Here is a 22323-nt window from a genome sequence, read left to right on the forward strand (position 1 = left end):
GTCAGTACTTCAACAGGTTGGTGTCGTCGACCGAAGCCGACTTGCGGGCACGGAATATCGTCATGATGATCGCGAGACCTACGACCACTTCCGCCGCCGCCACGACCATCGTGAAGAAGGCGAAGATCTGACCGTCGAGATCGGCATGCATCCGCGCGAACGTCACGAATGCCAGGTTTGCGGCGTTGAGCATCAGTTCGATGCACATGAACACGACGATGGCGTTGCGGCGGAGCAGGACTCCCACCCCGCCGATGGTGAACAGTAGAGCGGAGAGGTAAAGGTAGTTCTCGGGATTCACGAGTTCTTCCTCTCCTGGTCTGCCGGGTCGTCGGGTTCCACGGGGGAGAGCAGCCGGTTGACGGACAGTGCCGAGAACGACCCATCGGCAAGCCGTGCCGGCACGTCCACCGCGTTGTGCCTCGCGTACACACCGGGACTCGGTAGCGAGGTGACCGGCGGCCCGGACTCGGAGTCCGCCCAACCCCGAAAGCGCTCCTCCGACAACTCGCGCTGAGTCTTGGGGCGTTGGAATCGTTCTCGGTGCGCAAGGACCATCGCGCCGAGGGTTGCGGTGATGAGCAGGGCTCCGGTCAGCTCGAAGGCCCAGACGTAGCGGACGAAGATCAGCTCGGACAGTGCTTCCACCCCGGATTCGCCGGGGGTACCGAGTTCGGCACCCGGTGCGCGGTCCCACAACATCGCCACGTTCCCGAGCCCCGCGATGAGGAGAACACCGAACCCGAGACCGGCAACAATGGCGGCTACGCGCTGCCCCTTGAGGGTTTCGACAAGGGACTCCGACGAATCCACGCCGATCAGCATCAGCACGAAGAGGAAGAGCATCATGACCGCGCCGGTGTAGACCACGATCTGGACCACGCCGAGGAACAGGGCGCCCTGCGCGATGTAGAAGACGGCGAGAACGATCATCGTCGTCGCGAGAAACAGCGCCGAGTACACGGCTTTCGTCGCACACACGACGCCGAGTGCACCGAGCACGGCCACGATCCCGAGGACCCAGAACTGAACGGCTTCACCTGTGGACGTCTGCGCGGCCGCAAGCACCGCATCCGAACCCGATACCAGCACGCTCGGCGTCAACGTCCCTCACCACCCGATTCGGGATCGTCGGCGTCTTCTCGTGGCACCAGCAGGCGGTCCTTGTCGTAGATGAGACCGGCCCGATTGTCGTCCACCATCTCGTAGTCGTTGGTCATCGTCAGTGCCCGCGTCGGGCAGGCCTCGATGCACAAACCGCAACCGATGCACCGCAGGTAGTTGATCTGATAGACCCGACCGTATCGCTCACCCGGGGAATAACGTTCGGTCTCGGTGTTGTCCGCGCCCTCGACGTAGATGGCGTCCGCCGGGCAAGCCCACGCGCACAGCTCGCAACCGATGCACTTCTCGAGACCGTTCTCGTGTCTGTTCAGTTGGTGGCGACCGTGAAACCGTTGGGCGGTGGCGACCTTCTCTTCCGGGTACTGCTCGGTGTTCGGCTTCTTGAACATCGTCTTGAACGTGACACCGAAACCTGCCACGGGACCGATGAATTCAGGCATCGTTACCCTCCTTCGATGAGACGAGCTGTCCGGGTAGCGGTGGAACGGGGAAGCCACCCGAGAACGCGTCGAACGGCTGCGGATCGACAGGGGTATCGGGATCGTCTGTGGGAACGTTCGCCTTGGCAGGGCCGATCACGCTTCGCACCATGACGGCCACGAAGGGCGTCACGACGATCCCGGCCACCGCGAGGGCGAGGTGATGATGTTCGAACCCTTCGTTGTGGAATGCTCGAACTACAGCCACCACCATCACCCACACCAGCGCGGCCGGAATCAGAACCTTCCACCCGAGGTTCATGAACTGGTCGTAGCGCAGTCGCGGCAGCGTGGCACGCAACCACACGAAGAAGAACAGGAAACCCCACACCTTCAGCACGAACCACAGAAGCGGCCACCAGCCGGAATTGGCACCGTCCCACATGCTCACCGGCCACGGCGCGCCCCATCCACCGAGAAACATCGTGGTGGCGAGTGCGGACACCGTCACCATGTTGATGTACTCGGCGAGCATGAACATGGCAAAACGCAGCGAGGAGTACTCGGTGTGGAACCCGCCGACGAGCTCGCCTTCGGCTTCCGGCAGGTCGAACGGTGCACGGTTGGTCTCTCCGACCATGGACGTCACGTAGATGACGAACGAGGGCAGAAGGAGGAATACGTACCAGATGCCGTTCTGCGCAGCGACGATCCCGGAGGTCGACATCGTGCTCGCGTACAGGAACACCGCGGCAAAGGTGAGTCCCATCGCCACTTCGTAAGAGATGACCTGCGCCGTCGAGCGCAGACCACCGAGCAGCGGATAGGTGGATCCGGACGACCACCCTGCGAGGACGATTCCGTACACACCCACCGACGTGACGGCCAGAATGTAGAGCACCGCAACGGGGAGGTCCGTGAGCTGCAACGGCGTTCGAGTCCCGAATATCGACACTCCGGGACCGAATGGAATCACCGCGAACGCCATGATCGCCGGAACCACCGCGATCACCGGGGCGAGCAGGTAGATCGGCTTGTCGATGCCGGCCGGAGTGATCCCCTCTTTGAGCGCCAACTTGATGCCGTCGGCGAGACTTTGCAGGATGCCGGCCGGACCCAACCGGTTCGGTCCCACCCGCATCTGCATCCAGGCCAGTACCTTCCGCTCGGCATAGATCGCGACGAGAACGGTGAGGACGAGGAAGGCGAAGATGCCGACCGCCTTCAGCAACACCAGCCACCACGGGTCGTGCCCGAAGGCGGACAGGTCGTACCGGGCACCCAGATGAGATCGGGCGGCCAGATGAGATGGAGCAGCGATCACGAGACCACCCCCAGCGCTCCCGGCCGAATACCGACGACGGAACCTGCGAGGGCCCCGAGTGACGCGTAGACCGTGCTGCCCGGTGAGTTGGTCGGCAGCCACACGACGGAGTCGGGAATCTCGGTGATCTCGAGCGGAAGGGTGACGGCACCTCGTTCGGTGTGGACGGTCAGTGCCTCGCCCTGGCGAACCCCTACCTGCTCCGCCGTCGCGGCGGACAGGCGTGCCACGGGAATGCGTGCGGTACCTGCAAGGTTGGGCTCGCCTGCCTGCAAGCTTCCGGAGTCGAGAAGCATTCGCCACGTGGCGAGCACGGCCTCGCCGGGGCCCGGATCGTGGACGTCGGATGGTGGGCGCGGTGGCATGGGTTCGGGCTGCCTGGCGAAACTGCCCAGCTCACCCAATTCGGCGCGGGCAGCTTCCGTATCCGAAAGCCCCAGTGTCACACCCATTCTCCGGGCCAGTACGTCGAGGACCCGCAAGTCGGACATCGCACCGGTCTCCCGTAGCGCCGTGTCGAACTCGCGGGGTCGTCCTTCCCAATCGACGAAGGTGCCCGATTTCTCGGCCACGGGCGCTATCGGAAAGACCACATCTGCTTGTTCGGTGACCGCTGATCGACGAAGCTCCAAGCTGACTACGAACTCCGCCCGTTCCAGCGCCGCGTTCGCGAATCCCGGGTCCGGCAGGTCCGCCGGGTCCACTGCGCCTATCAACAATGCGTCGAGTTCGCCCGAGTGGGCAGCGGCGAGTACGGCTGTTCCGTCACGACCCGGCGTAGCGGGTATGCCGACACCCCAGTGCGACTCGATCTCTCGGCGTGCCATCTCGTCGCCTACCGGTCGACCACCGGGAAGCAGGTTCGGCAGCGCTCCCATCTCGACTGCCCCCCGATCACCCGCCCGCCGTGGCACCCAGGCCAATCGGGCACCGGTCTTCTCGGAGAGTGCAACAGCAGCGGACAAGGCTCCAGGGATGACGGCCAACCGCTCGCCGACCATGATCACGGCTCCCGGTTGCCGCAGTCGGTCATCGCCGCACAGTGCGTCGAGGGCCTTCGCCTCGGTGCCCGGTACCGTTTGCAGGAGAGTTCCGGACATCTTCTGCAAGCCACGGGAAGCGTACGGCGCCACGGACAGAACCTGCAGTCCCTTCTTGCGTGCGGCCTTACGCAGGCGGAGGAAGACGATCGGTGACTCTTCTTCCGGCTCGAACCCGGCAAGAAGTACCGTCGGCGCGTTCTCCAAGCCCGAATAGGTCACCTCGAGCAGACGGCCCGCAACATGCGCGGCCAGGAACCCAGCTTCTTCCTCGCTGTGGGGACGCGACCGGAAGTCGATATCGTTGGTCCTCAACACCATCCGGGCGAACTTGGCGTAGGCGTAGGCGTCTTCGACGGTCGACCGTCCGCCGACCAGCACGCCCACTTCACGACCCGCCAGCCCATCTGCGGCCACCGCGAGCGCTTCCGGCCACGCGGCCGGTTCGAGTTGCCCGTTCGGCCGACGCACCAGCGGAGCGGTGATGCGATCGGGCTCGGTGGCGTAGGTGAAAGCCCACCGCCCCTTGTCGCAGTTCCATTCCTCGTTCACCTGCGGATCGTCACCTGCGAGCCGGCGAAGGACCTTGCCGCGGCGATGGTCGGTCCGCTGAGCGCACCCGCTCGCACAGTGCTCGCAGGCACTGGGGCTGGACACGAGGTCGAACGGACGAGCACGGAAACGGTATGTTGCGCCCGTCAACGCCCCCACGGGGCAGGCCTGCACGGTGTTGCCGGAGAAGTAGGACTCGAACTCCTGCTCGTAGATTCCGACCTGTTGAAGCGCACCGCGATCGAGCAACTCGATGAACGGATCGCCGGCGATCTGTTCCGAGAACCGGGTGCACCGCGCACAGAGCACGCAGCGCTCACGGTCCAACAGGACCTGAGAAGACAGCGGAATCGGTTTGGGGAAGGTGCGCTTCACGCCTTCGAAGCGAGAGTCTGCCTGCCCGTTGGACATCGCCTGATTCTGCAGCGGGCACTCGCCGCCCTTGTCGCACACCGGGCAGTCGAGAGGGTGGTTGATGAGGAGAAGTTCCATCACACCCCGCTGCGCCTTCTCGGCGACCGGGGACGTGTGCTGGGTGTTGACCACCATTCCGTCCGTCACCACGGTGGTGCACGAGGCGAGCGGCTTGCGCTGTCCTTCCACCTCGACGAGACACTGGCGGCAGGCCCCGACCGGATCGAGCAGTGGATGATCGCAGAAGCGCGGGATCTGTACACCGACGGCTTCGGCTGCCCGGATCACCAAAGTTCCTGCGGGAACGTGTACGTCGATTCCGTCGATCGTCACCTGCAGAAGCTTCTCGCTCGAACGTCGGGCGTCGCGGTCGGTGCTCGTCATATCTGTTGCACCCCTGCCATCAGAGTGGATCGGTGCGGATCGAAGGGGCAGCCACCGCTGCGGAAGTGCTCGAGATACTCGTCCCGGAAGTACTGGATGGAAGAGACGATCGGGCTGACGGCCCCGTCACCGAGCGCGCAGAATGCCCGACCGAAGATGTTGTCGGAGATATCGAGGAGCTTGTCGAGGTCGGCGTCCGTGCCTCGACCCGATTCCAGACGGCGCAGGATCTGCACCAGCCAGTAGGTGCCCTCGCGGCACGGTGTGCACTTGCCGCAGGATTCGTGAGCGTAGAACTCGCTCCACCCCAGCACTGCCCGCACCACACACGTCGTCTCGTCGAAGATCTGAAGAGCCTTGGTCCCCAGCATGGAACCGGCCGCGCTCACTCCTTCGTAGTCGAGCGGAATGTCGAGGTGCTGATCGGTGAGGATCGGGGTCGACGAGCCGCCGGGGGTCCAGAACTTCAACTGGTGCCCGATGCGGACGCCACCCGCATAACCGAGCAGTTCCCGCAGCGTGATGCCCAAAGGCGCCTCGTACTGCCCAGGCTTTCGAACATGGCCCGACAGGGAGTAGAGCGTGAAACCGGGGGACTTCTCCGAACCCATCGACCGGAACCAGTCGATTCCGTTCAGCATGATCGACGGAACACTCGCGATCGATTCCACGTTGTTGACCACCGTCGGGCTCGCGTAGAGGCCCTCGACCGCGGGAAACGGCGGACGCAGTCGCGGCTGCCCCCTGCGGCCTTCGAGAGAGTCGAGGAGCGCTGTTTCCTCGCCGCAGATGTAGGCACCCGCACCTGCGTGTACGACCACGTCCAGGTCGAATCCGCTACCGAGGATGTCCTTGCCGAGGTAGCCGGCTTCGTAGGCCTCCTCGACGGCAGTCTGCAAACGCCGCAGCACCGGAACCACTTCACCGCGAACGTAGATGTAGGCGCGATGAGCGCGAATCGCATAGGACGCGATGATGATTCCCTCGACGAGCGCGTGCGGTGTCGCCATCATCAGCGGCATGTCCTTGCACGTGCCCGGTTCGGACTCGTCGGCGTTGACCACCAGGTAGTGGGGCTTGGTGTCGCCCTGACCGTCCTGCCCCTGCGGGATGAACGACCACTTGAGCCCGGTCGGAAACCCAGCGCCGCCGCGCCCACGGAGGCCCGCGTCCTTGACCGTTTGGATGACATCGTCCGGGGCGAGCGTCAACGCCGTACGTAAACCCTGGTAACCCTCGTGCCGCACATAGGTTTCCAGAGTCCACGAACGCGGCTCGTCCCAGTAGCGACTCAACACCGGGGTCAACTGCATGTCACTCACCTCCCGATTGCCCGGCACCACGGCCGTTTTCGGGGATCTTCGGTGCCGTCATCGCCCGTTCCTGTGCCACGCGGAGGCCGGCGATGGTCTGCGGTCTCACCTCGGCGTCCGAAGCTCCCGGCCGGCGATCGGGGAATCCGGCGAGGATGCGGGCCGTCTCCTTGAAGGTGCAGAGGGTTGCGCCGCGCGTGGGTGTGACCGGTTTGCCGCTGCGCAGTTCGTCCACCAGTGTGCGGGCCGACTCCGGCGTGCTGTTGTCGAAGAACTCCCAGTTCACCATCATCACGGGAGCGAAGTCGCACGCGGCGTTGCATTCGATGTGCTCGACCGTGATCTTCGCGTCCCCGGTGGTGTCACCACTCGCCACACCGAGGTGATCCTCGAGAGCTGCCAGGATCGCGTCGCCACCCATGATCGCGCACAGCGTGTTGGTGCATACCCCGACCAGGTACTCGCCGGTGGGCTCACGCCGATACATCGAGTAGAAGGTTGCGACCGCAGCCACCTCGGCAACACTGAGCTCCAGGCAATCTGCACAGAACGCCACTCCGGCGGGCGTGATGTAACCGTCCTCGGACTGCACCAGATGCAGCAACGGCAGAAGGGCCGAGCGCGTGTCGGGGTACCTGCCCATGATCTGCTCGGCGTCCTCGCGAAGCCGCGTGACCACGTCCTCTGCGTACTCACGAGGAGCGTCGTCTCGTGAGGGGAGCGGCAAGCCCTGCGATACGGGCCCGAACTCGATGAACACCGGTTCGCTGGTCACCTGTCCACACCTCCCATCACCGGATCGATACTTGCCACCGCGGCAATGACGTCCGCGACCATTCCGCCTTCGCACATCGCCGCCACCGCTTGCAGATTGGTGAACGACGGGTCCCGATAGTGGACCCGATACGGGCGGGTGCCTCCGTCGCTGACCATGTGGACTCCGAGTTCTCCTCGGGGCGACTCGACACCTGCGTACACCTGACCGGGCGGGACCCGGAAGCCCTCGGTGACCAGCTTGAAGTGATGAATCAGCGACTCCATGGAGGTGTTCATGATCTTGTCCACGTGCTCTTGTGAAGTGCCCATCCCGTCGGGTCCGACGCTGAGTTCGGCGGGCCAACCCAGCTTCTTGTCGTCGATCATCACCGGACCCGGGCGCAGCTTGTCCAGGCATTGTTCGACGATCTTCAGCGACTGCTTCATTTCGTCTACCCGAATCAGGTAGCGGCCGTATGCATCACACGTGGTGACCGTGGAAACGTCGAACTCGTAGTTCTCGTACCCACAGTAGGGGTTGGACCTGCGAAGGTCGTAGGGCAGTCCCGTGGAACGGAGAACCGGCCCCGTCACGCCCAGCGCCATGCAACCCGTGAGGTCGAGGTAGCCGATGCCCTGGGTTCGCGCCTTCCAGATGTAGTTGTCGTTGAGCAGATCCTCCATGTCCTGCAAGCGCTTCGGCAGCAGGTCCAGGAGCTCACGAACCTTGCGGACTGCACCGGACGGAAGATCCTGCACCAACCCGCCCGGACGGATGTACGCGTGGTTCATTCGCAAACCGGTGATCTCCTCGAACACGTCGAGCACCAGTTCACGTTCACGGAACCCGAAGAGCATCGCCGTGACCGCGCCGAGTTCCATGCCGCCCGTTGCGAGGGCCACGAGATGTGATGAGATGCGATTGAGCTCCATCAGCATCACCCGAACGACGTTGGCGCGCTCGGGAATCTCCTCGGTGATGTCCAGCAGTTTCTCGACGCCCAGGCAGTACGCAACCTCGTTGAAGAACGGCGACAGATAGTCCATGCGGGTCACGAAGGTGACGCCCTGCGTCCAGTTCCGGTACTCGAGGTTCTTCTCGATACCGGTGTGCAGATAGCCGATTCCGCAGCGGGCCTCGGTGACGGTCTCACCTTCGATCTCGAGAATCAGACGCAGCACCCCGTGCGTCGACGGGTGTTGCGGACCCATGTTGACGACGATCCGCTCGTCACCGGACTCTCTTGCAGCCTGGACGATCTCGTCCCAGTCCTGTCCTGCCACCGTGTGCATCATCAGTAGTACCCCCGCCTTTCGTCCGGTGGTGGCACCTGCGCGCCCTTGTACTCGACCGGCACACCACCCAGCGGATAGTCCTTGCGCTGCGGGTGCCCCTCCCAGTCGTCCGGCATCTGGATACGAGTGAGCGCGGGATGACCGTCGAAGACGATTCCGAAGAAGTCGAACGTCTCCCGCTCGTGCCAGTCGTTGGTGGGGTAGATGCGGCACAGCGAAGGGATGTGCGGGTCCGAGTCGGGGGCCGAGACCTCGAGCCGGACCCGGCGATCGTGCGTGATCGACACCAGGGGATACACGGCATGCAACTCGCTTCCGTCGTCGCCCGGGAAATGCACTCCGTTGACGCCGAGGCACAGTTCGAAGCGCAGTGCCGGCGAATCGCGCAGTGTGGCCGCAACCACCGGAAGGTGTTCTCGCCGAACGTCCAGTGTGAGTTCGCCGCGGAACACGACCACTCTCTCGATTGCGTCCTCGTAGCGAACACCACTGCGCTGCAATGCGGTTTCGAGAGAATCCACCATTTCGTCGAACCAGCCGCCGTAAGGCCGCGATGATCCACCGGGAAGAACGATCCGGCTGGTGAGACCTCCGTACCCCGAGGTGTCACCCGTTCCGCGAGCACCGAACAGGCCCTTACGAATTCCGATGGACTCACCGGCGCGTTCGGTCATTTCAACAACCCCCTCGTCTCCATGAGGGTGGGTGACGCGAGTGCGGCTTTCTCGGCGGCCTCGATCGCCTCCTCGCGGTTGGCCCCGAGTGGCATGTCCGCGATCTTCTCGTGGAGAGTGATGATGGCGTTGAGCAGCATCTCGGGGCGCGGCGGACACCCGGGAAGGTAGATGTCGACGGGAACGACGTGGTCGACGCCCTGCACGATCGCGTAGTTGTTGAACATGCCGCCCGAAGAGGCGCACACACCCATGGCCAGCACCCATTTGGGTTCGGCCATCTGGTCGTAGATCTGCCTCAGTACCGGAGCCATCTTCTGACTGACCCGACCGGCGACGATCATGAGGTCGGCCTGACGTGGCGAACCGCGAAAGGGCTCCATGCCGAATCGTGCGATGTCGTAGCGGCCGGACACCGTGGACATCATCTCGATAGCGCAGCATGCGAGTCCGAAGGATGCGGGCCACAGCGAGCCCTTACGCGCGTATCCCGCGACCTCCTCGACGGTGCTCAGCAAGAAGCCGCTCGGTAGCTTTTCCTCGAGACCCATACCCTTTCAGCTCCCTGCTCGGATCGGTTCCGGTCCCGAGCTCGGTTCTAGTCCCAACTCAGACCACCCCGTCGCCACTCGTATGCGTACGCCACCGACACGTTGAAGACGAAGACAGCCATCGCCGCGAAGCCGAAGACCCCGAGAGCGTCGAAGTGAACCGCCCACGGGTAAAGGAAGACGATCTCGATGTCGAAGATGATGAACAGCATCGCGGTGAGGTAGTACTTCACCGGAAAGCGTTGGCCCACCCCGGGCTGGGACATCGGTTCGATGCCGCACTCGTAGGCGTCGAGTTTCGCCCGGTTGTACCGCTTCGGTCCGACCAGCGACGCGACCAGCACCGAGAACACCGCGAACGCCGCGGCGATGCCACCGAGGATGAGAATCGGAACGTAGACGTTCATGGCATACGACCTCCCCTCGCCCGCGTGTCCGGACTCGGCTCATGTCCTGCTCCCTGATTCTTCAGGTCCGCAACTCACACCGTTGTGAGCTGCAACACACACAGTACCGCCGAAGTGTGCACAGGGTGAGCAGTCGACACACAAGGCGCGTTGGGAGGTGTCACGACACCGAAAGGTACGCGCTTCGACGCTGCTCGAAGGCCAGTTTCTTTGGGAGACCGAGTATCTGGCGAAGGAGACCCTAAGTCGAAGGTCGGGTCTCCGCAGGATCGGAAAGGAGGTCCACGAGCGTCTGCGCCAGCCGGATCGGATCGATCGGCCGCGGCATCACCGCATCGGCTCTCGACCAGGACCCGAGCCAGGAGTCGTCGCTGCGGCCGGTGATGACGACGAGCGGCGGGCAGGGGTCGATCTCGTCGCGCGCCTGTTTGGCCACGCCCAATCCACCTGCCGGAACGGCTTCACCGTCCAGGATCGCCAGATCGACGTCGCCGGCGTCGAGATGCCGGAACACCATGGGAGCGGTGGCGACTTCCACGTAGACCAGCTCCGGGAGGCGTGCATCGAGGCGAGTACCCAGGCCGGCGGTCAACTCCGAACGCACCGACCTGTCGTCACTGTAGACGAGAACACGCAGCACACCACGGTCCGCGACGGCGCTCGGTTCGCTCACGAGGCCGATGCTACCGCGATGCGCGGTGGGCGGAGCCTCAGTTCACGTCGAGAATGTCGGCCCACGCGTCGACCGTCGGATCGGAAATCAGATCGACGAGATCGACCTGCGCACCGCTCTCACGCCACCGCTCGAGCAACGTCATGACGCGGACCGAGTCCAGGCCCTCGTCGAGCAGATTCGCCGTGTCGTCCACGTCGGCCACGGGGATTTCCAGAACCTCCGCGATGTCGTTGCGGATACGTTCACGAGTCAGCGCGCCTGTCAGTGCGTTACTCAAGGGGACCTCCATGCCGGCATTCGAAGCTTGATAAGTTAGTGCAGCCTAAGCATAGGGGTCGTGGTGTGCAACGCACGATACGACCGTGCTGAACTCGAACGTGAATGGATGACGATGGCTGGACTGTCCCGATACGCAATCGATCTCTCCCCACTGCGGACCAGTCGCGAGTTCAGATACATCTTCATCGCCCGCACGATCTCCATCTTCGGCCTCGGCCTACTGCTCGTGGCGGTCCCACTGCAGGTATACGACATGACCGGGTCCACCCTGGCCGTCGGTGCCGCAAGCATCGTGGTCGGCGTCTCGGTGTTCGTCGGCACCCTGTTCGGCGGCGTGATCGCCGACAGATACGACCGTCGCCCGGTTATCTCGATCGCCCGCGCAACCGCCGGTATCGCTTTCGCCATTCTCGCGATCAATGCGTTCCTTCCGACGTCGCACCTGTGGGTGATCTACGTCGCGGGCGTGATCGAGGGCCTGGCCGGCGGCATCTCCGCCACCGCGCTGATGGCAGTGATCCCGTCGCTGCTCCCGAAGGACAAGATGGCGGCGGCCGGCGCACTTATGACGGTGATGTCCGACCTCGGCACCGTCGCATCACCTGCCATCGGCGGTGTCATCATCGCCGCGACCTCCGTGGGCACGAACTACGTCCTCGCAGCCTTGTCGTCCGCACTGACCGCCTACTGCATCTCCCGACTTCCCTCGCTCCCGCCGCCGGTCCGCAACACCGAGGGACCGCTGCAGTCGATCGCGAGCGGATTCCGTTACGCAGCCAAGGACTCCGTGGTGGGTGGAACTCTGCTCGTCGGCTTCTGCGCCATGATGCTGACGGGTTGGAACGTCCTGTTGCCTGCCTACGCAAGCGAGGTTCTGGATGCGGGCCCGGGCACCACCGGCCTGCTCTACAGCGCGCCCGCCGTCGGCGCACTCCTAGGATCACTCACGAGCGGCTGGACCGGGACGGTGCGCAGGGGCGGTCTCGTCGTCTTCGTCGCCGCCATCATTGCAGCGGCCGGACTCGTCGGCGTCGGCTCGGTACCGATGTTCGCCGTCACGTTCCTCGGCCTCGTTGCACACGGCTTCGGGCGGGTCGTCGGCGACATTCTGCGCTACGCCGTCATCCAGACCGAAACTCCCGAGGAGTACCGCGGACGCGTAGCCGGCGTGTGGGGCGCACAGATCTCCACCGGCACGGCGACCGGTGCACTCGTGGCAGGTGCGGTCGGTGCCGCCGTCGGCCCACAGGAAGCGTTTCTGCTGTACGGCGCAGGCGGTGTGATCGCCCTCGGCGTGCTCGCACTCTTCCTGAGGGGACTGCGCGGCTACCGTGCCCACCAGGAGGAGCCGGCGAGCACGGTAGCGGGCTAGTCGAAGTTCGCGAGCGCCTCGTTCACCACGGCACCGACCTCGCCGATCCACTTGGGTTGCGTCATGTCCTTGTGCTCGCAGTCGAGGTCGTGGTTGACGATCGCTCCGTTCAGGAAAGGCTTCCACAGGTCGGCCGTCGCCGAGGTCGGTGGGTTCCTCGTGGCGGTGAAGAACAGCAGATCCGATTCCACCACGATCTGCGACGGCTCCGATTCGAGGCGCACCGCGTTCGCGAAGTTGTCGATCATCGCGGACGGAGTGTGCTCGTTGATTCCGGCGAGCGCGCTTCCCTCACCACGCAGGATGTCGATCACCTGCTGACGGTCGAGACCGTCCGCGAGTAGCGGTTCGGGGTCGTAGCCCACCATGTACAGCAGCGCGGCGAGTGCATCCTGCTCTGTGGGCATCGACGCCCAGGCGTCGGACGGGAACGAGTCGAGCATGATCAGCATGCCCAGTTCCTCACCCCGCTCCTGCAGAGCGCCCGCGATCGCGTGCGCGACCACGCCGCCCAGCGACCACCCGAGCAGGTGGTACGGCCCCTCGGGCTGGACCGAACGCATGTGTTCGAGATACTCGGCCGCCATGTCGGCGAGCGTTTCCGGTGGCCGCTTGGACGAGGACAGGTTCGAGGCCTGCACCCCGTACAGCGGGTACTGCTCGTCGATGTGTCGAAGCAGACCGGAGTAGCCCCAGCTGATTCCGCCGGCCGGATGAAAACAGAACAGCGGTGGCTTCGATCCCTCCGTGCGGAACGGCAGGAGCACGGCAAGCGCATCAGCGTCGTGGTCGTCGTCGAGTCGGCCCGCCAGTTGCGCAACGGTCGGCGCCGCGAACAGTGAAGCCACCGTTGCGTTCACGCCGAGCCGCGTCGCGATCGCACTCATCAGGCCTGCCGCCATCAGGGAGTGCCCACCGAGATCGAAGAAGCTGTCGTCGATACCGACCCGGTCCAGGCCCAGCGCTTCTGCGAACAGCTGGCACAGCACTTCTTCTCGGGCGGTGCGCGGCCCACGCTCGGACACCTGCAAGGACAGGTGCGGCACCGGCAGCGACGACTGATCGAGCTTCCCGTTGGGGAGGGTGGGGAACTCGTCGACGGCGATGTACGCGGCCGGAATCATGTAGTCCGGCAAGCGACTGGCAGCACGGCGCTGCAGTTGATCCGGGTCGATGCGCCCGCCTGGAACCGAGGTCGCGTAGGCGACCAGACGCTGATCGCCGGGCCTGTCCTCGCGAACGATGACGACCATGTGCTCGACGTCCCGGTCCGCGGACAGCACCGCCTCGATCTCGTTGAGCTCGATTCGGAAACCTCGCACCTTCACCTGCGAATCGGCGCGGCCGGTGAAGTAGATCTGCCCGTCGTGGCCCCACCACACGACGTCGGAAGTCCGGTACATGCGCTCACCGGGGGCGCCGAACGGATTCGCGACGAACCGCTCGGCACTCTTCCCGCTCTGGTTCCGGTATCCGCGAGTGACGCTTCCACCGGCCAGATACAGCTCGCCGGAGACTCCGGGCGGCGTGGGCCGCAAAGCCTGATCCAATACGTACGCATGCTTTCCCGGGTCGATCACTCCGATCGGGACCGGTCCGACGTGAGTGGGCTCCACCACGGCCAGCGTCGCATTGACTGTGCACTCGGTCGGACCGTAAGCGTTGAACAGGCGACGGCCCGGCGCATAGCGCTCGATGAGCTGAGGAGTCAGCTTCTCCGCACCGAGCATCAGATCCACACCGTCGGGAATGGGGTGCTCGGGTGGGAATGCGGCCGCGAAAGACGGTGGTACGCCGACGAAGTTCACATCGTGATCCGCGATCACCCTCGCGAGAGGTTCACCGGGCACGCGGTCCTCGTCGGTGGCGACCACCAGTGTGCCCCCGGACAGCAGACCCCACATCATCTGCCAGAACGCGAGGTCGAAGCTGATGGAGGAGAAGTGCAGTGCCCGCGTCGTGTGGTCCATACCGATCACGTCGGACTGCAGGGACAGCAGATCCGCGATTCCGCGATGCGGTACGACAACGCCCTTCGGTACACCCGTCGAGCCGGACGTGTAGATCAGATAGGCGGCATCGTCGAGGTGCAGCGGACGGGGCCGGTCGGCGTCGGTGGGAGCAGTGGCGGACCGGCCTCGCAGCTGTTCCTGCACAACGGGATCGTCCACGTCCACGATCGGAACCGACGTACCCAATGGGCTTCGGTCCGGAACGCCCGCGGACGAGGCCAGCACCGCCACCGGTTCGCCGTCGGCGAGCATGTGTGCGATGCGGTCGGCGGGGTACGTCGGGTCGATGGGGAGGTAGGCCGAACCCGTCTTCAGGATCGCGAGCACACCCACGATCAGCTCGGCCGATCGATCGATCGCAACAGCGACGACCGTTCCCGGTCCAGCGCCCTGCGAGAGCAGTTGGTGAGCAAGGCGATTGGCCCGCTCGTCGACCTCGCGGTAGCTCAGCGACACCGCCGGCCGGACACCGGGTCCGACCGCCAACGCCTCTGCGTCCGGCGACGCAGCCACCTGCGCCGAGAAGTACTCGTCGAAGGTCCACCTGGGAATCTCGTGGGTGACATGGGACCACTCACCGAGAACGAGACCCCGCTCCTCTTCCGTGAGGATGTCGAGACGAGCGATGGACTTGTCGTGGTCTGCGACGAGACGCTCGATCACCACGATCAGACGGTCGGCAAGCGAATCGACGGTGGCGTCGTCGAACAGTTCCGTCGAGTACTCGAAGGTGACCTCGGCTCCCGCACTGTTCGGCAATTCCGAGAAGCGCAGCGCAAGATCGAATTTCGCCGTCGTCGCATCGAGCATGCGCACCGAGGAGGTGGTCCCGTCGAACTGCCGAGCATCCGCGTCCTGCTTCCAATGCGACAGCATCACCTGGAACAGCGGGTGCCTTGACGACGAGCGTGGTGGATTCACCAACTCGACAATGCGATTGAACGGCACGTCGGAGTTGTCCACCGCGCCTAGATCCACCGACCGCACGCGATCCAGCAGTTCGTCGAACGTCGGCGCACCCGAGACGTCGGTACGCAGAACGACGGTGTTGATGAAGCACCCCACCATGTCGTCGAGGTCTGGATGTGCGCGACCGGCAACAGGAACACCGAGGGCGATGTCCTCGCCGGCACCGAGTCGCTCGAGCAGCACGGCCACCGCCGCGTGCACGATCATGAAGAAGCTCGCCCGCCGCTCGGCGGCAAGAGAATCGATGGCCGCGTGCAGGTTCGAATCCAGCACGCGAGTTAGGCCGGCTCCGCGATTGGTCGGCAGGGCCGGGCGCGGCCTGTCGGTGCGCCAACCCAATTCGAGGGGCAGATCGGCCAGATGCGCATCCCAGTACTCGAGCTGCTGCTCCAACAGAGGCGTGTCGTCGCCCGGCCCGGTTCCGATCCGTTCGCGCTGCCACAGCGCCACGTCCGGGTATTGCACGGGAAGGGGCGAGAAGTCGGGCTGCAACCCGACTGTGCGCGCGTTGTAGGCGAATGCGAGATCGTCGAGAAGTCTCGACTGTGACCATTCGTCGCCGATGATGTGGTGCATCAGCAGCACCAGCGTGTGCTGGGGCTCGTAGAGCACGGCCCGCAAGGGCGGTTGTTCGGTGAGGCCCAGACCCACCCGCGCCATCGCGTCGATGTGCTCCTGGATGTTTCCGATGTTGGTCACCCGCTCGAGCCTGACCTTGGATGCGGCGGCGGGCAAGACCACCTGGTGTGGCGCACCGTCGACGACAGGAAAGACGGTGCGCAGCGACTCGTGACGGCCGACCACGTCGGCGAGTGCCGAACTCAACGCGTCACCGTCGACACCGTCGTGGAAGTCGACGGCGAGAGCGAGCAGATACGTACCACCGCCCGCTGCACTGTCGAGGAACCACAGCCTCTCCTGCGGCGGGGACAACGGGAGCGGCGTGCGTTCCGAAACACCTCGACGCGTGGGTCGGGTGGGCAGGGAGGACCGCGTGGGTACCTGATCGGCCGAGTCTTCGAGCCGGGCGGCGAGACCGGCCACCGTGGGCTGGTCGAAGATGTCGGCGACCCGCACGGCCACACCGAGATCGGCTGCCACGGCCGAGACGAGGGCCGCTGCTGACAGCGAGCTGCCGCCGAGGTCGAAGAAGCTGTCGTGCACGCCGATTCGTTCGGCATCGAGGACCGCAGAGAAGTGCGGAAGAAGCGCAGACTCCAGTGCGGTTCGGGGAACGTCCGCCGCCGACCCGCGCCACTGCGGCTCGGGGAGTGCTTTCTTGTCGACCTTTCCGTTGTTCGTCAGAGGGAGCCGATCGAGCACCACCAGCAGGGACGGCGCCATGTATCCGGGGAGCGTCCGCACGACGTGCGCTCGAACGACCTCGTCAAGTCCTTCGGATGCGACCCCCGGGGAGGGAACGACATATCCGACCAGACGCTGCTCTCCGGCGTGCTCCACCACGTCGACGACTGCCGCACCGACCTCGGGAACCTCGGACAGCGCAGCGGTGATCTCGCCCAGTTCCACACGGTAGCCACGCAACTGGACCTGGTCGTCCGCGCGTCCGCGGTACTCGAGGGAGCCGTCGACGTACCGCACACGGTCGCCGGTCCGGTACATCCGCTCACCCGGTGCGGCGAAGGGGTCTGCGACGAACCGGGCGGCACTCAGGCCCGGTCGATGTAGGTAGCCGGGAGACAGTCCGGGTCCCGAGACGTACAGTTCGCCGGTCACGCCCGGCGGCACCGGCCGCAGCCCGGAACCGAGGACGTATGCGCGAAGGTCACCGAGCGGCACCCCGATACCGACTGCACTCGGATCGGTCACCTCGGCGGCGGTCACATGCACGGTCGTCTCGGTGATCCCGTACAAGTTGACGAGCTGCGTACGTTCGGGGCGAGCGTTGTCGAACCAGGTACGCAGGGCCGCGGCATCGAGCGCTTCGCCTCCGAACACGATGTATCTCAGGGCGATTCGATCGAAGGCTTCGGCATCCTTCAGTGCAGATGTGAGGTGACCGAACGCCGATGGCGTCTGATTGAGGACGGTCACTCGTTCGTCCACCAGCAGGCGCACAAGGTCCGCAGGCGACCTCAGCGTGTCCTCGGAGACGGTGACCAGGCGCCCGCCGTGGAGCAGAGCACCCCACATCTCCCACACCGAGAAGTCGAAGGCGTACGAGTGGAGCAGGGGCCAGCAATCCGATTCGGTGAAATCGAACCAGTCGCGCGACTGCTCGAACAGGCGAATCACGTTGCTGTGCGGTATCGGAACACCCTTCGGCGCACCGGTGGAGCCCGACGTGTAGATGACGTAGGCGATGTCGTCCGGCCGGGCCGCGTCGAGTCCGCCGGGAGCGTGCTCCGAAATGCCCTCGGGCTCTTCGACTCGCGGCACGCCAGAAAGCAATTCGGTCTCGCCTATTGCGAGGGCGGGACGAGCGTCGTCGAGGATGTGCCGTACGCGTTCGGCCGGGGAGTGCGGATCGATGGGCAGATACGTAGCCCCGCTTCGCAAGACGGCGACGATCGCAACGATCAGTTCGGCACTGCGTTCGAGACCGATCGCCACCACCGTTCCGCGACCGGCGCCCTGTTCGCGCAACCGGGCGCCCAATGCGGCACTCCGCCGATCGAGCTCCGCATAGCTCATGTCGTCCACGGCGATGCGGTCGCGCGAAGCCTCGACCTGCTGCGCGAAAGCCGATGCGAGAGTGAGTGCACGAGTGGACGCAGGGCGTTCGACCCGGTTCAAACCGGAGAGGTTTTCCCATTCGGCGCCGTCACGTGGTGAACAGATGTCGAGGGCACGAAGCGGGGCCGATGGGTCGACGGTGGGCAGCAACTGCAGGTAATGCGCGAAACGCTGAGCATGCGACTCGATCTCGCGAGCGGTGTAGCCATCCGGATTGCCGGCCACCTCCAGGATCAGGTCGTCGCCGTTTCCGGTCAGCGAGATCGTCAGGTCCTCCACCGGGCCCGTTGCAATCTGATGGACCGCTCCGACGATCTCCCCGAACCTGGCGGTGCTGTTGAACGGCTTGACGTTCACCACGGGCTCGTGCGTGTCGCGTGCGGTGCGCACTCGCTGAGCCGACTTCATGTGGGTGAACGACTCCGTGACACGATCGATCAGATCGCCGATGCCCCCGGGAGCGACGTCCAAGGTGAGGGAGACCACATTCGTGGCAGTGACGGGCGAGCGGAGTTCGACGCCCTGCCTGGCGAGTACGGGCACTCGAATACGAACGGTGGTGTCATCGGCATGCGCGGCCAGGTAGGCCGCGGCAGCGGCATACACCGCCTCGGTCCAGGATCCGTCACGTTCCGAGGTCAGCTCGCGCAGGCGTTGAACGACGCCGCCGCCCAGCAGCAACGAGCACCGGTGGGCCTCCACCGCAGGGCGTGATCCGGGCCCGCTCCGAGCGATGTCCGCCTCGCTCTCCCGCACGTTCTCGTCCGTGGCCATCGCAGCCTCGACGTGCTCGGCCAACGACGGGAACTGCGCCGGCCGGGGCTCCTTCTCTGCCGCCAGCGCGGTGTACAGCGCCGCGACACGCCTGATGAGGAGCGAGTAGCCGTATGCGTCGAGCAGGATGTGGGGCGCTCGGAGATACCACAGCACCGCATCGCCGGTGCACAGGAGTGCGGTGCGGGCCAGCGCCTCGGTACCGGACAGGTCGATGGACCCGCCGAGATCCGCGGACATCCACTCCAGCGCATCCTCACGGCTGCCTGCGGTCACGCTCTCGAGGGCCGGGCGTCGGCCTGATTCGACGGACTGGGTGACGGAGTTCGGGTCCCCGTCGCCCGCTCCGGGCTCCTGGTCGAATGCGACCGAAAGTATCTCCGCCTCGTCCAGGACGGTGTCGATTGCGCGCTGCAGGATGGACACGTCGACGTCTGCAGGAAGCTCGACATACTCCGCGGTGGTATACACGGAACCTGTGGCATCGAGCTGGTGGGCCGCCCACAATTCTCTCTGGGCCGCGGTGAGCGGAACAGCACGGGTCGACCGGGTGGCGAGCGAGGGTGACATCGGGCGGACGCTCCTGTTGCTTTCTTCGACGGCGTTCAACTCTTCAACTTCCAACTTCTCGATTGATCAGGCTAGCCTAACCATATGAGCACTCCGGCTGTCAGCTCCGCCCTCCCTCGCTTCGTACTTACTCGCCCCGAGTTGGTCGTCGAATCATTCGGTGCCAGAAACACTTTCAAAGATCCTCGCGTTGCCGCAGCCGCGCTCAGGCGAGGTGAGGCGTCGTCTCTGGTCGGAGCCCTCCCGTTCGACACTGCAGAACCGTGCTCACTCACCGAACCGGACGAACTGCGTAAATCGACCCCACCCTGGCAGCTTCCCGAATCGGGCGTGAACACCAAATCACCCGGACTCGGGAGTGTTTCGCCCGCAGTCTTCGAACCCGACGACGACACCCACGCCAAGCGGGTCGCAGAGGCGCTCGGCGTGATCGACAGCGGCAAGCTCGAGAAGATCGTGTTGTCCAGAAAGGCGCAGGTCACCGCGACCGCACCGTTCGACCCCCACGCAGTCCTCGGTCGCCTCGTCCGTGCGGATGCGAACGGGAACGGATACCTGACCCAACTCGACGACGGCGCAACACTCGTGGGATCGAGCCCGGAGGTTCTCATCCGCCGCCGAGGTACCACGGTCACATGCCACCCGCTGGCCGGTTCGGCACGCCGGGAACCCGATCCCGTTCGAGACGACGCGGTGGGCAGAGAGCTCCTCGCATCCACGAAAGACCTGCACGAGCACGCATTCGTGATCGACTCGCTCCGCCACGCACTCGCGCCGCTGTGCTCCGAACTCGACGTTCCCGCCGGCCCCGAGCTGACCGGCACCCCTCAGTTGTGGCACCTGGGCACACCGATCACCGGCACTCTGAACGACCCGAGCATCACCGCACTCGATCTGGCGTTGGCAGTACATCCGACGCCCGCCGTGAACGGAACACCTGCCGACGCCGCAATGGATTTCCTCCGCGGCATCGAACCGGACAGGGGCTTCTATGCCGGGACGGTCGGCTGGTGCGACGGCGACGGTGACGGCGAATGGATGGTCGCGATCCGTTGTGCGCGAATCAGTCCCGACCGGCATGCGGCAACGGCATACGCCGGCGGCGGAATCGTGGCCGGATCGGATCCGAGCCGCGAGGTGTCGGAGACTCTCACCAAGTTCCGGACGGTCCTCGCGGCCTTGGGATCCGATTCAGCCGACCTCGAGTGGTGACAACGCCGTCACGAGAGCGTCCGTGGTGGTGACCACGCCGCAGCGTTTGGCGGTGTAGGTCAACGCCATCAGGTGCTCGTCACGACTGAAGTCGGCAGTGGCGTCGGCGACCATGAACGGCTGCACGTCTTCCATGAAGGCGTCGGCAGCGCTGAGCATGCACCCCATGTGGGCGTACACACCGCTCACGATCAGCTGGTCACGTCCGTGGTGAGCGAGTAGCTGCCGAAGGTCCGTGCGCTGGAACGCCGAGTAGCGCCACTTGGTGACCTGGATGTCACCCGCTCCGGGCGTCAGCGCATCCACGACTTCGGTGTCGCGGCCCCACGTCAGTCCCGGCCCCCAGAAGTCGCCGAGAATCCCGCGACGTGACGGATGCTGGTCTCCGGGCTGCATCGTGTAGATCACCGGAATTCCGGCCGCCTCACAGGTTTCGCGCAGCCGAACGATATTGGCGAGCGCGGAGCAGATCGGTTCGGCGCCCATGTCGTACGCATCGATGAAGTAGTTCTGCATGTCGTGGATCAGCAACGCCGCCCGGTCATGGTCGAGTCGCCACGGCACTTTCGCTTCCGGGACTTCCTCGATGGTCGGCGGCTGGTAGGGGGAGATGGGCGGGATGGCCATGAGAATCCTTTGTTTCAAGTCGTTTACAAGTGTGCGGTGTCGTGACCGGTCACGCGTCGAGCGTGGCGCCGCCATCGACCCGCAGGTCGTGAAGTGTGATATGCCGTGCTGCATCGGAAGCGAGAAAGAGTGCACTGGCAGCGATGTCGTCTGCCTTCGCGATCCTTCTCAGTGGAATACCCAACCGATACCGGGAGGGGTCACCGGCGATGACCTTTTCCGATTCGTCCTCGCTGGACCACATTCCACGCAGCATGTCCGTATCGGTCGATCCCGGGGAGATGATGTTGCAACGGATTCCCCTGTGTGCCAGCTCGAGTCCGAGAGAGCGGACGAAGGACGTTGCGGCAGCCTTGGAGGCTCCGTACGCCGCCATGCCGGCTCGTGGCGTTGCACCCGCATTCGAACCGATGACCGTGATGGATGCGGGCCCTGCCATCACTCGCGCAGCTGCGCGAGTGACGTTCATGGTTCCGGTTGCGTTGACCTGCATCGTCTCGAACCAGTCTGCATCGGTCAGGCTGTCGACAGGCCCGCTGGACAACACTCCGGCGGCGTGGATCAGCGAAGACGGAGCGCCCAATTGCCCGACCAGAGACCCGAACGCAGAGTCGACGTCGCCCGAGTCCCGCACGTCCACCTGTGACGCTGGAACTCCCAGTGTTGCACCGAGTTTCAGTACTGCTTCGTCACGATCGAGCAACCACACGCTGGCGCCGGCATCGATGAATGCATGCGCAGTTGCCGATCCGATTCCTCCACTTGCACCGGTGACGACCACTACCTTGCCGGTCACCCCGGGCACGTTCGATCCACTCCCAACCATTCGGTTAGGCTAACCTTCGGCCTTGGTCCTTGCAATCGGTAACTACATGCTCCC

At 64.8% G+C, this 22323-nt stretch carries 18 protein-coding genes; 2 read left to right on the plus strand and 16 right to left on the minus strand.

Going from position 1 to position 22323, the window contains the following annotated elements:
• Position 1: 1 nt before the first annotated feature.
• The 13 genes from nuoK to ACFWO3_RS05730 form a co-directional block, all read right to left on the minus strand.
• Complete coding sequence (gene nuoK / locus ACFWO3_RS05670) at positions 2–301, minus strand: NADH-quinone oxidoreductase subunit NuoK (RefSeq protein ID WP_378574664.1); 300 nt, start codon at positions 299–301, stop codon at positions 2–4.
• Complete coding sequence (locus ACFWO3_RS05675; RefSeq protein ID WP_378574666.1) at positions 298–1104, minus strand: NADH-quinone oxidoreductase subunit J; 807 nt, start codon at positions 1102–1104, stop codon at positions 298–300. Before ACFWO3_RS05675 ends, nuoK begins: the two co-directional genes overlap by 4 nt.
• On the minus strand, positions 1101–1565 hold the full coding sequence (nuoI, locus tag ACFWO3_RS05680) for an NADH-quinone oxidoreductase subunit NuoI (RefSeq protein WP_378574668.1): 465 nt from the start codon (positions 1563–1565) through the stop codon (positions 1101–1103). Before nuoI ends, ACFWO3_RS05675 begins: the two co-directional genes overlap by 4 nt.
• Complete coding sequence (nuoH, locus tag ACFWO3_RS05685; protein ID WP_378574670.1) at positions 1558–2970, minus strand: NADH-quinone oxidoreductase subunit NuoH; 1413 nt, start codon at positions 2968–2970, stop codon at positions 1558–1560. Before nuoH ends, nuoI begins: the two co-directional genes overlap by 8 nt.
• Positions 2865–5258, minus strand: a complete 2394-nt coding sequence (locus ACFWO3_RS05690; protein WP_378574672.1) for an NADH-quinone oxidoreductase subunit G — start codon at positions 5256–5258, stop codon at positions 2865–2867. Before ACFWO3_RS05690 ends, nuoH begins: the two co-directional genes overlap by 106 nt.
• Positions 5255–6571 carry an NADH-quinone oxidoreductase subunit NuoF gene (gene nuoF, locus ACFWO3_RS05695; RefSeq protein WP_378574674.1) on the minus strand — a complete coding sequence of 439 codons (1317 nt, stop codon included), beginning with the start codon at positions 6569–6571 and terminating at the stop codon, positions 5255–5257. Before nuoF ends, ACFWO3_RS05690 begins: the two co-directional genes overlap by 4 nt.
• 1 nt (position 6572) lies before the next feature.
• Complete coding sequence (nuoE, locus tag ACFWO3_RS05700) at positions 6573–7346, minus strand: NADH-quinone oxidoreductase subunit NuoE (protein ID WP_378574676.1); 774 nt, start codon at positions 7344–7346, stop codon at positions 6573–6575.
• Entirely contained in the window at positions 7343–8623 is a 1281-nt protein-coding gene (gene nuoD / locus ACFWO3_RS05705) for an NADH dehydrogenase (quinone) subunit D (RefSeq protein ID WP_378574678.1), read from the minus strand. Before nuoD ends, nuoE begins: the two co-directional genes overlap by 4 nt.
• On the minus strand, positions 8623–9297 hold the full coding sequence (locus ACFWO3_RS05710; protein WP_378574681.1) for an NADH-quinone oxidoreductase subunit C: 675 nt from the start codon (positions 9295–9297) through the stop codon (positions 8623–8625). Before ACFWO3_RS05710 ends, nuoD begins: the two co-directional genes overlap by 1 nt.
• Positions 9294–9848, minus strand: coding sequence for a NuoB/complex I 20 kDa subunit family protein (locus ACFWO3_RS05715; protein WP_378574683.1), 555 nt, complete (start codon positions 9846–9848; stop codon positions 9294–9296). The genes ACFWO3_RS05710 and ACFWO3_RS05715 overlap by 4 nt, the downstream gene beginning before the upstream one ends.
• A 47-nt stretch (positions 9849–9895) precedes the next feature.
• Positions 9896–10255, minus strand: coding sequence for an NADH-quinone oxidoreductase subunit A (locus ACFWO3_RS05720; RefSeq protein ID WP_378574685.1), 360 nt, complete (start codon positions 10253–10255; stop codon positions 9896–9898).
• Positions 10256–10496: 241 nt separating this feature from the next.
• Complete coding sequence (locus tag ACFWO3_RS05725; protein WP_378574687.1) at positions 10497–10928, minus strand: hypothetical protein; 432 nt, start codon at positions 10926–10928, stop codon at positions 10497–10499.
• Positions 10929–10965: 37 nt separating this feature from the next.
• Positions 10966–11208, minus strand: coding sequence for a phosphopantetheine-binding protein (locus ACFWO3_RS05730; protein WP_378574689.1), 243 nt, complete (start codon positions 11206–11208; stop codon positions 10966–10968).
• A 114-nt stretch (positions 11209–11322) separates the two neighbouring features.
• Here ACFWO3_RS05730 and entS point away from each other — a divergent pair, with 114 nt between their 5' ends.
• A complete protein-coding gene (gene entS, locus ACFWO3_RS05735) occupies positions 11323–12582 on the plus strand; it encodes an enterobactin transporter EntS (protein ID WP_378575006.1) in 1260 nt (419 codons plus the stop codon).
• Here entS and ACFWO3_RS05740 read toward each other — a convergent pair.
• Complete coding sequence (locus ACFWO3_RS05740) at positions 12579–19604, minus strand: amino acid adenylation domain-containing protein (RefSeq protein WP_378574691.1); 7026 nt, start codon at positions 19602–19604, stop codon at positions 12579–12581. The two genes, entS and ACFWO3_RS05740, sit on opposite strands and share 4 nt — an antisense overlap.
• A gap of 84 nt (positions 19605–19688) precedes the next feature.
• Here ACFWO3_RS05740 and ACFWO3_RS05745 point away from each other — a divergent pair, with 84 nt between their 5' ends.
• Positions 19689–20816, plus strand: coding sequence for an isochorismate synthase MenF (locus ACFWO3_RS05745; protein WP_378574693.1), 1128 nt, complete (start codon positions 19689–19691; stop codon positions 20814–20816).
• Here the strand turns inward: ACFWO3_RS05745 and ACFWO3_RS05750 are convergent.
• Both ACFWO3_RS05750 and ACFWO3_RS05755 read right to left on the minus strand, forming a co-directional pair.
• A complete protein-coding gene (locus ACFWO3_RS05750) occupies positions 20796–21443 on the minus strand; it encodes an isochorismatase family protein (RefSeq protein ID WP_378574695.1) in 648 nt (215 codons plus the stop codon). The genes ACFWO3_RS05745 and ACFWO3_RS05750 overlap by 21 nt on opposite strands.
• Before the next feature lie 49 nt (positions 21444–21492).
• Positions 21493–22269, minus strand: coding sequence for an SDR family oxidoreductase (locus ACFWO3_RS05755; RefSeq protein WP_378574697.1), 777 nt, complete (start codon positions 22267–22269; stop codon positions 21493–21495).
• Positions 22270–22323: the final 54 nt, after the last annotated feature.

The sequence above is a fragment of the Rhodococcus sp. NPDC058521 genome (genome assembly GCF_042719695.1).
Classification (GTDB): domain Bacteria; phylum Actinomycetota; class Actinomycetes; order Mycobacteriales; family Mycobacteriaceae; genus Rhodococcus_F.

Excerpts from the sequence above, each read along its gene's own strand:
- nuoI (WP_378574668.1), bottom strand. The coding sequence starts at position 1,565 with ATGCCTGAATTCATCGGTCCCGTGGCAGGTTTCGGTGTCACGTTCAAG.
- ACFWO3_RS05690 (WP_378574672.1), bottom strand. The coding sequence starts at position 5,258 with ATGACGAGCACCGACCGCGACGCCCGACGTTCGAGCGAGAAGCTTCTG.
- nuoF (WP_378574674.1), bottom strand. The coding sequence starts at position 6,571 with ATGCAGTTGACCCCGGTGTTGAGTCGCTACTGGGACGAGCCGCGTTCG.
- nuoD (WP_378574678.1), bottom strand. The coding sequence starts at position 8,623 with ATGATGCACACGGTGGCAGGACAGGACTGGGACGAGATCGTCCAGGCT.
- ACFWO3_RS05710 (WP_378574681.1), bottom strand. The coding sequence starts at position 9,297 with ATGACCGAACGCGCCGGTGAGTCCATCGGAATTCGTAAGGGCCTGTTC.
- ACFWO3_RS05715 (WP_378574683.1), bottom strand. The coding sequence starts at position 9,848 with ATGGGTCTCGAGGAAAAGCTACCGAGCGGCTTCTTGCTGAGCACCGTC.
- ACFWO3_RS05720 (WP_378574685.1), bottom strand. The coding sequence starts at position 10,255 with ATGAACGTCTACGTTCCGATTCTCATCCTCGGTGGCATCGCCGCGGCG.
- entS (WP_378575006.1), top strand. The coding sequence starts at position 11,323 with ATGGCTGGACTGTCCCGATACGCAATCGATCTCTCCCCACTGCGGACC.
- ACFWO3_RS05740 (WP_378574691.1), bottom strand. The coding sequence starts at position 19,604 with ATGTCACCCTCGCTCGCCACCCGGTCGACCCGTGCTGTTCCGCTCACC.
- ACFWO3_RS05745 (WP_378574693.1), top strand. The coding sequence starts at position 19,689 with ATGAGCACTCCGGCTGTCAGCTCCGCCCTCCCTCGCTTCGTACTTACT.
- ACFWO3_RS05750 (WP_378574695.1), bottom strand. The coding sequence starts at position 21,443 with ATGGCCATCCCGCCCATCTCCCCCTACCAGCCGCCGACCATCGAGGAA.
- ACFWO3_RS05755 (WP_378574697.1), bottom strand. The coding sequence starts at position 22,269 with ATGGTTGGGAGTGGATCGAACGTGCCCGGGGTGACCGGCAAGGTAGTG.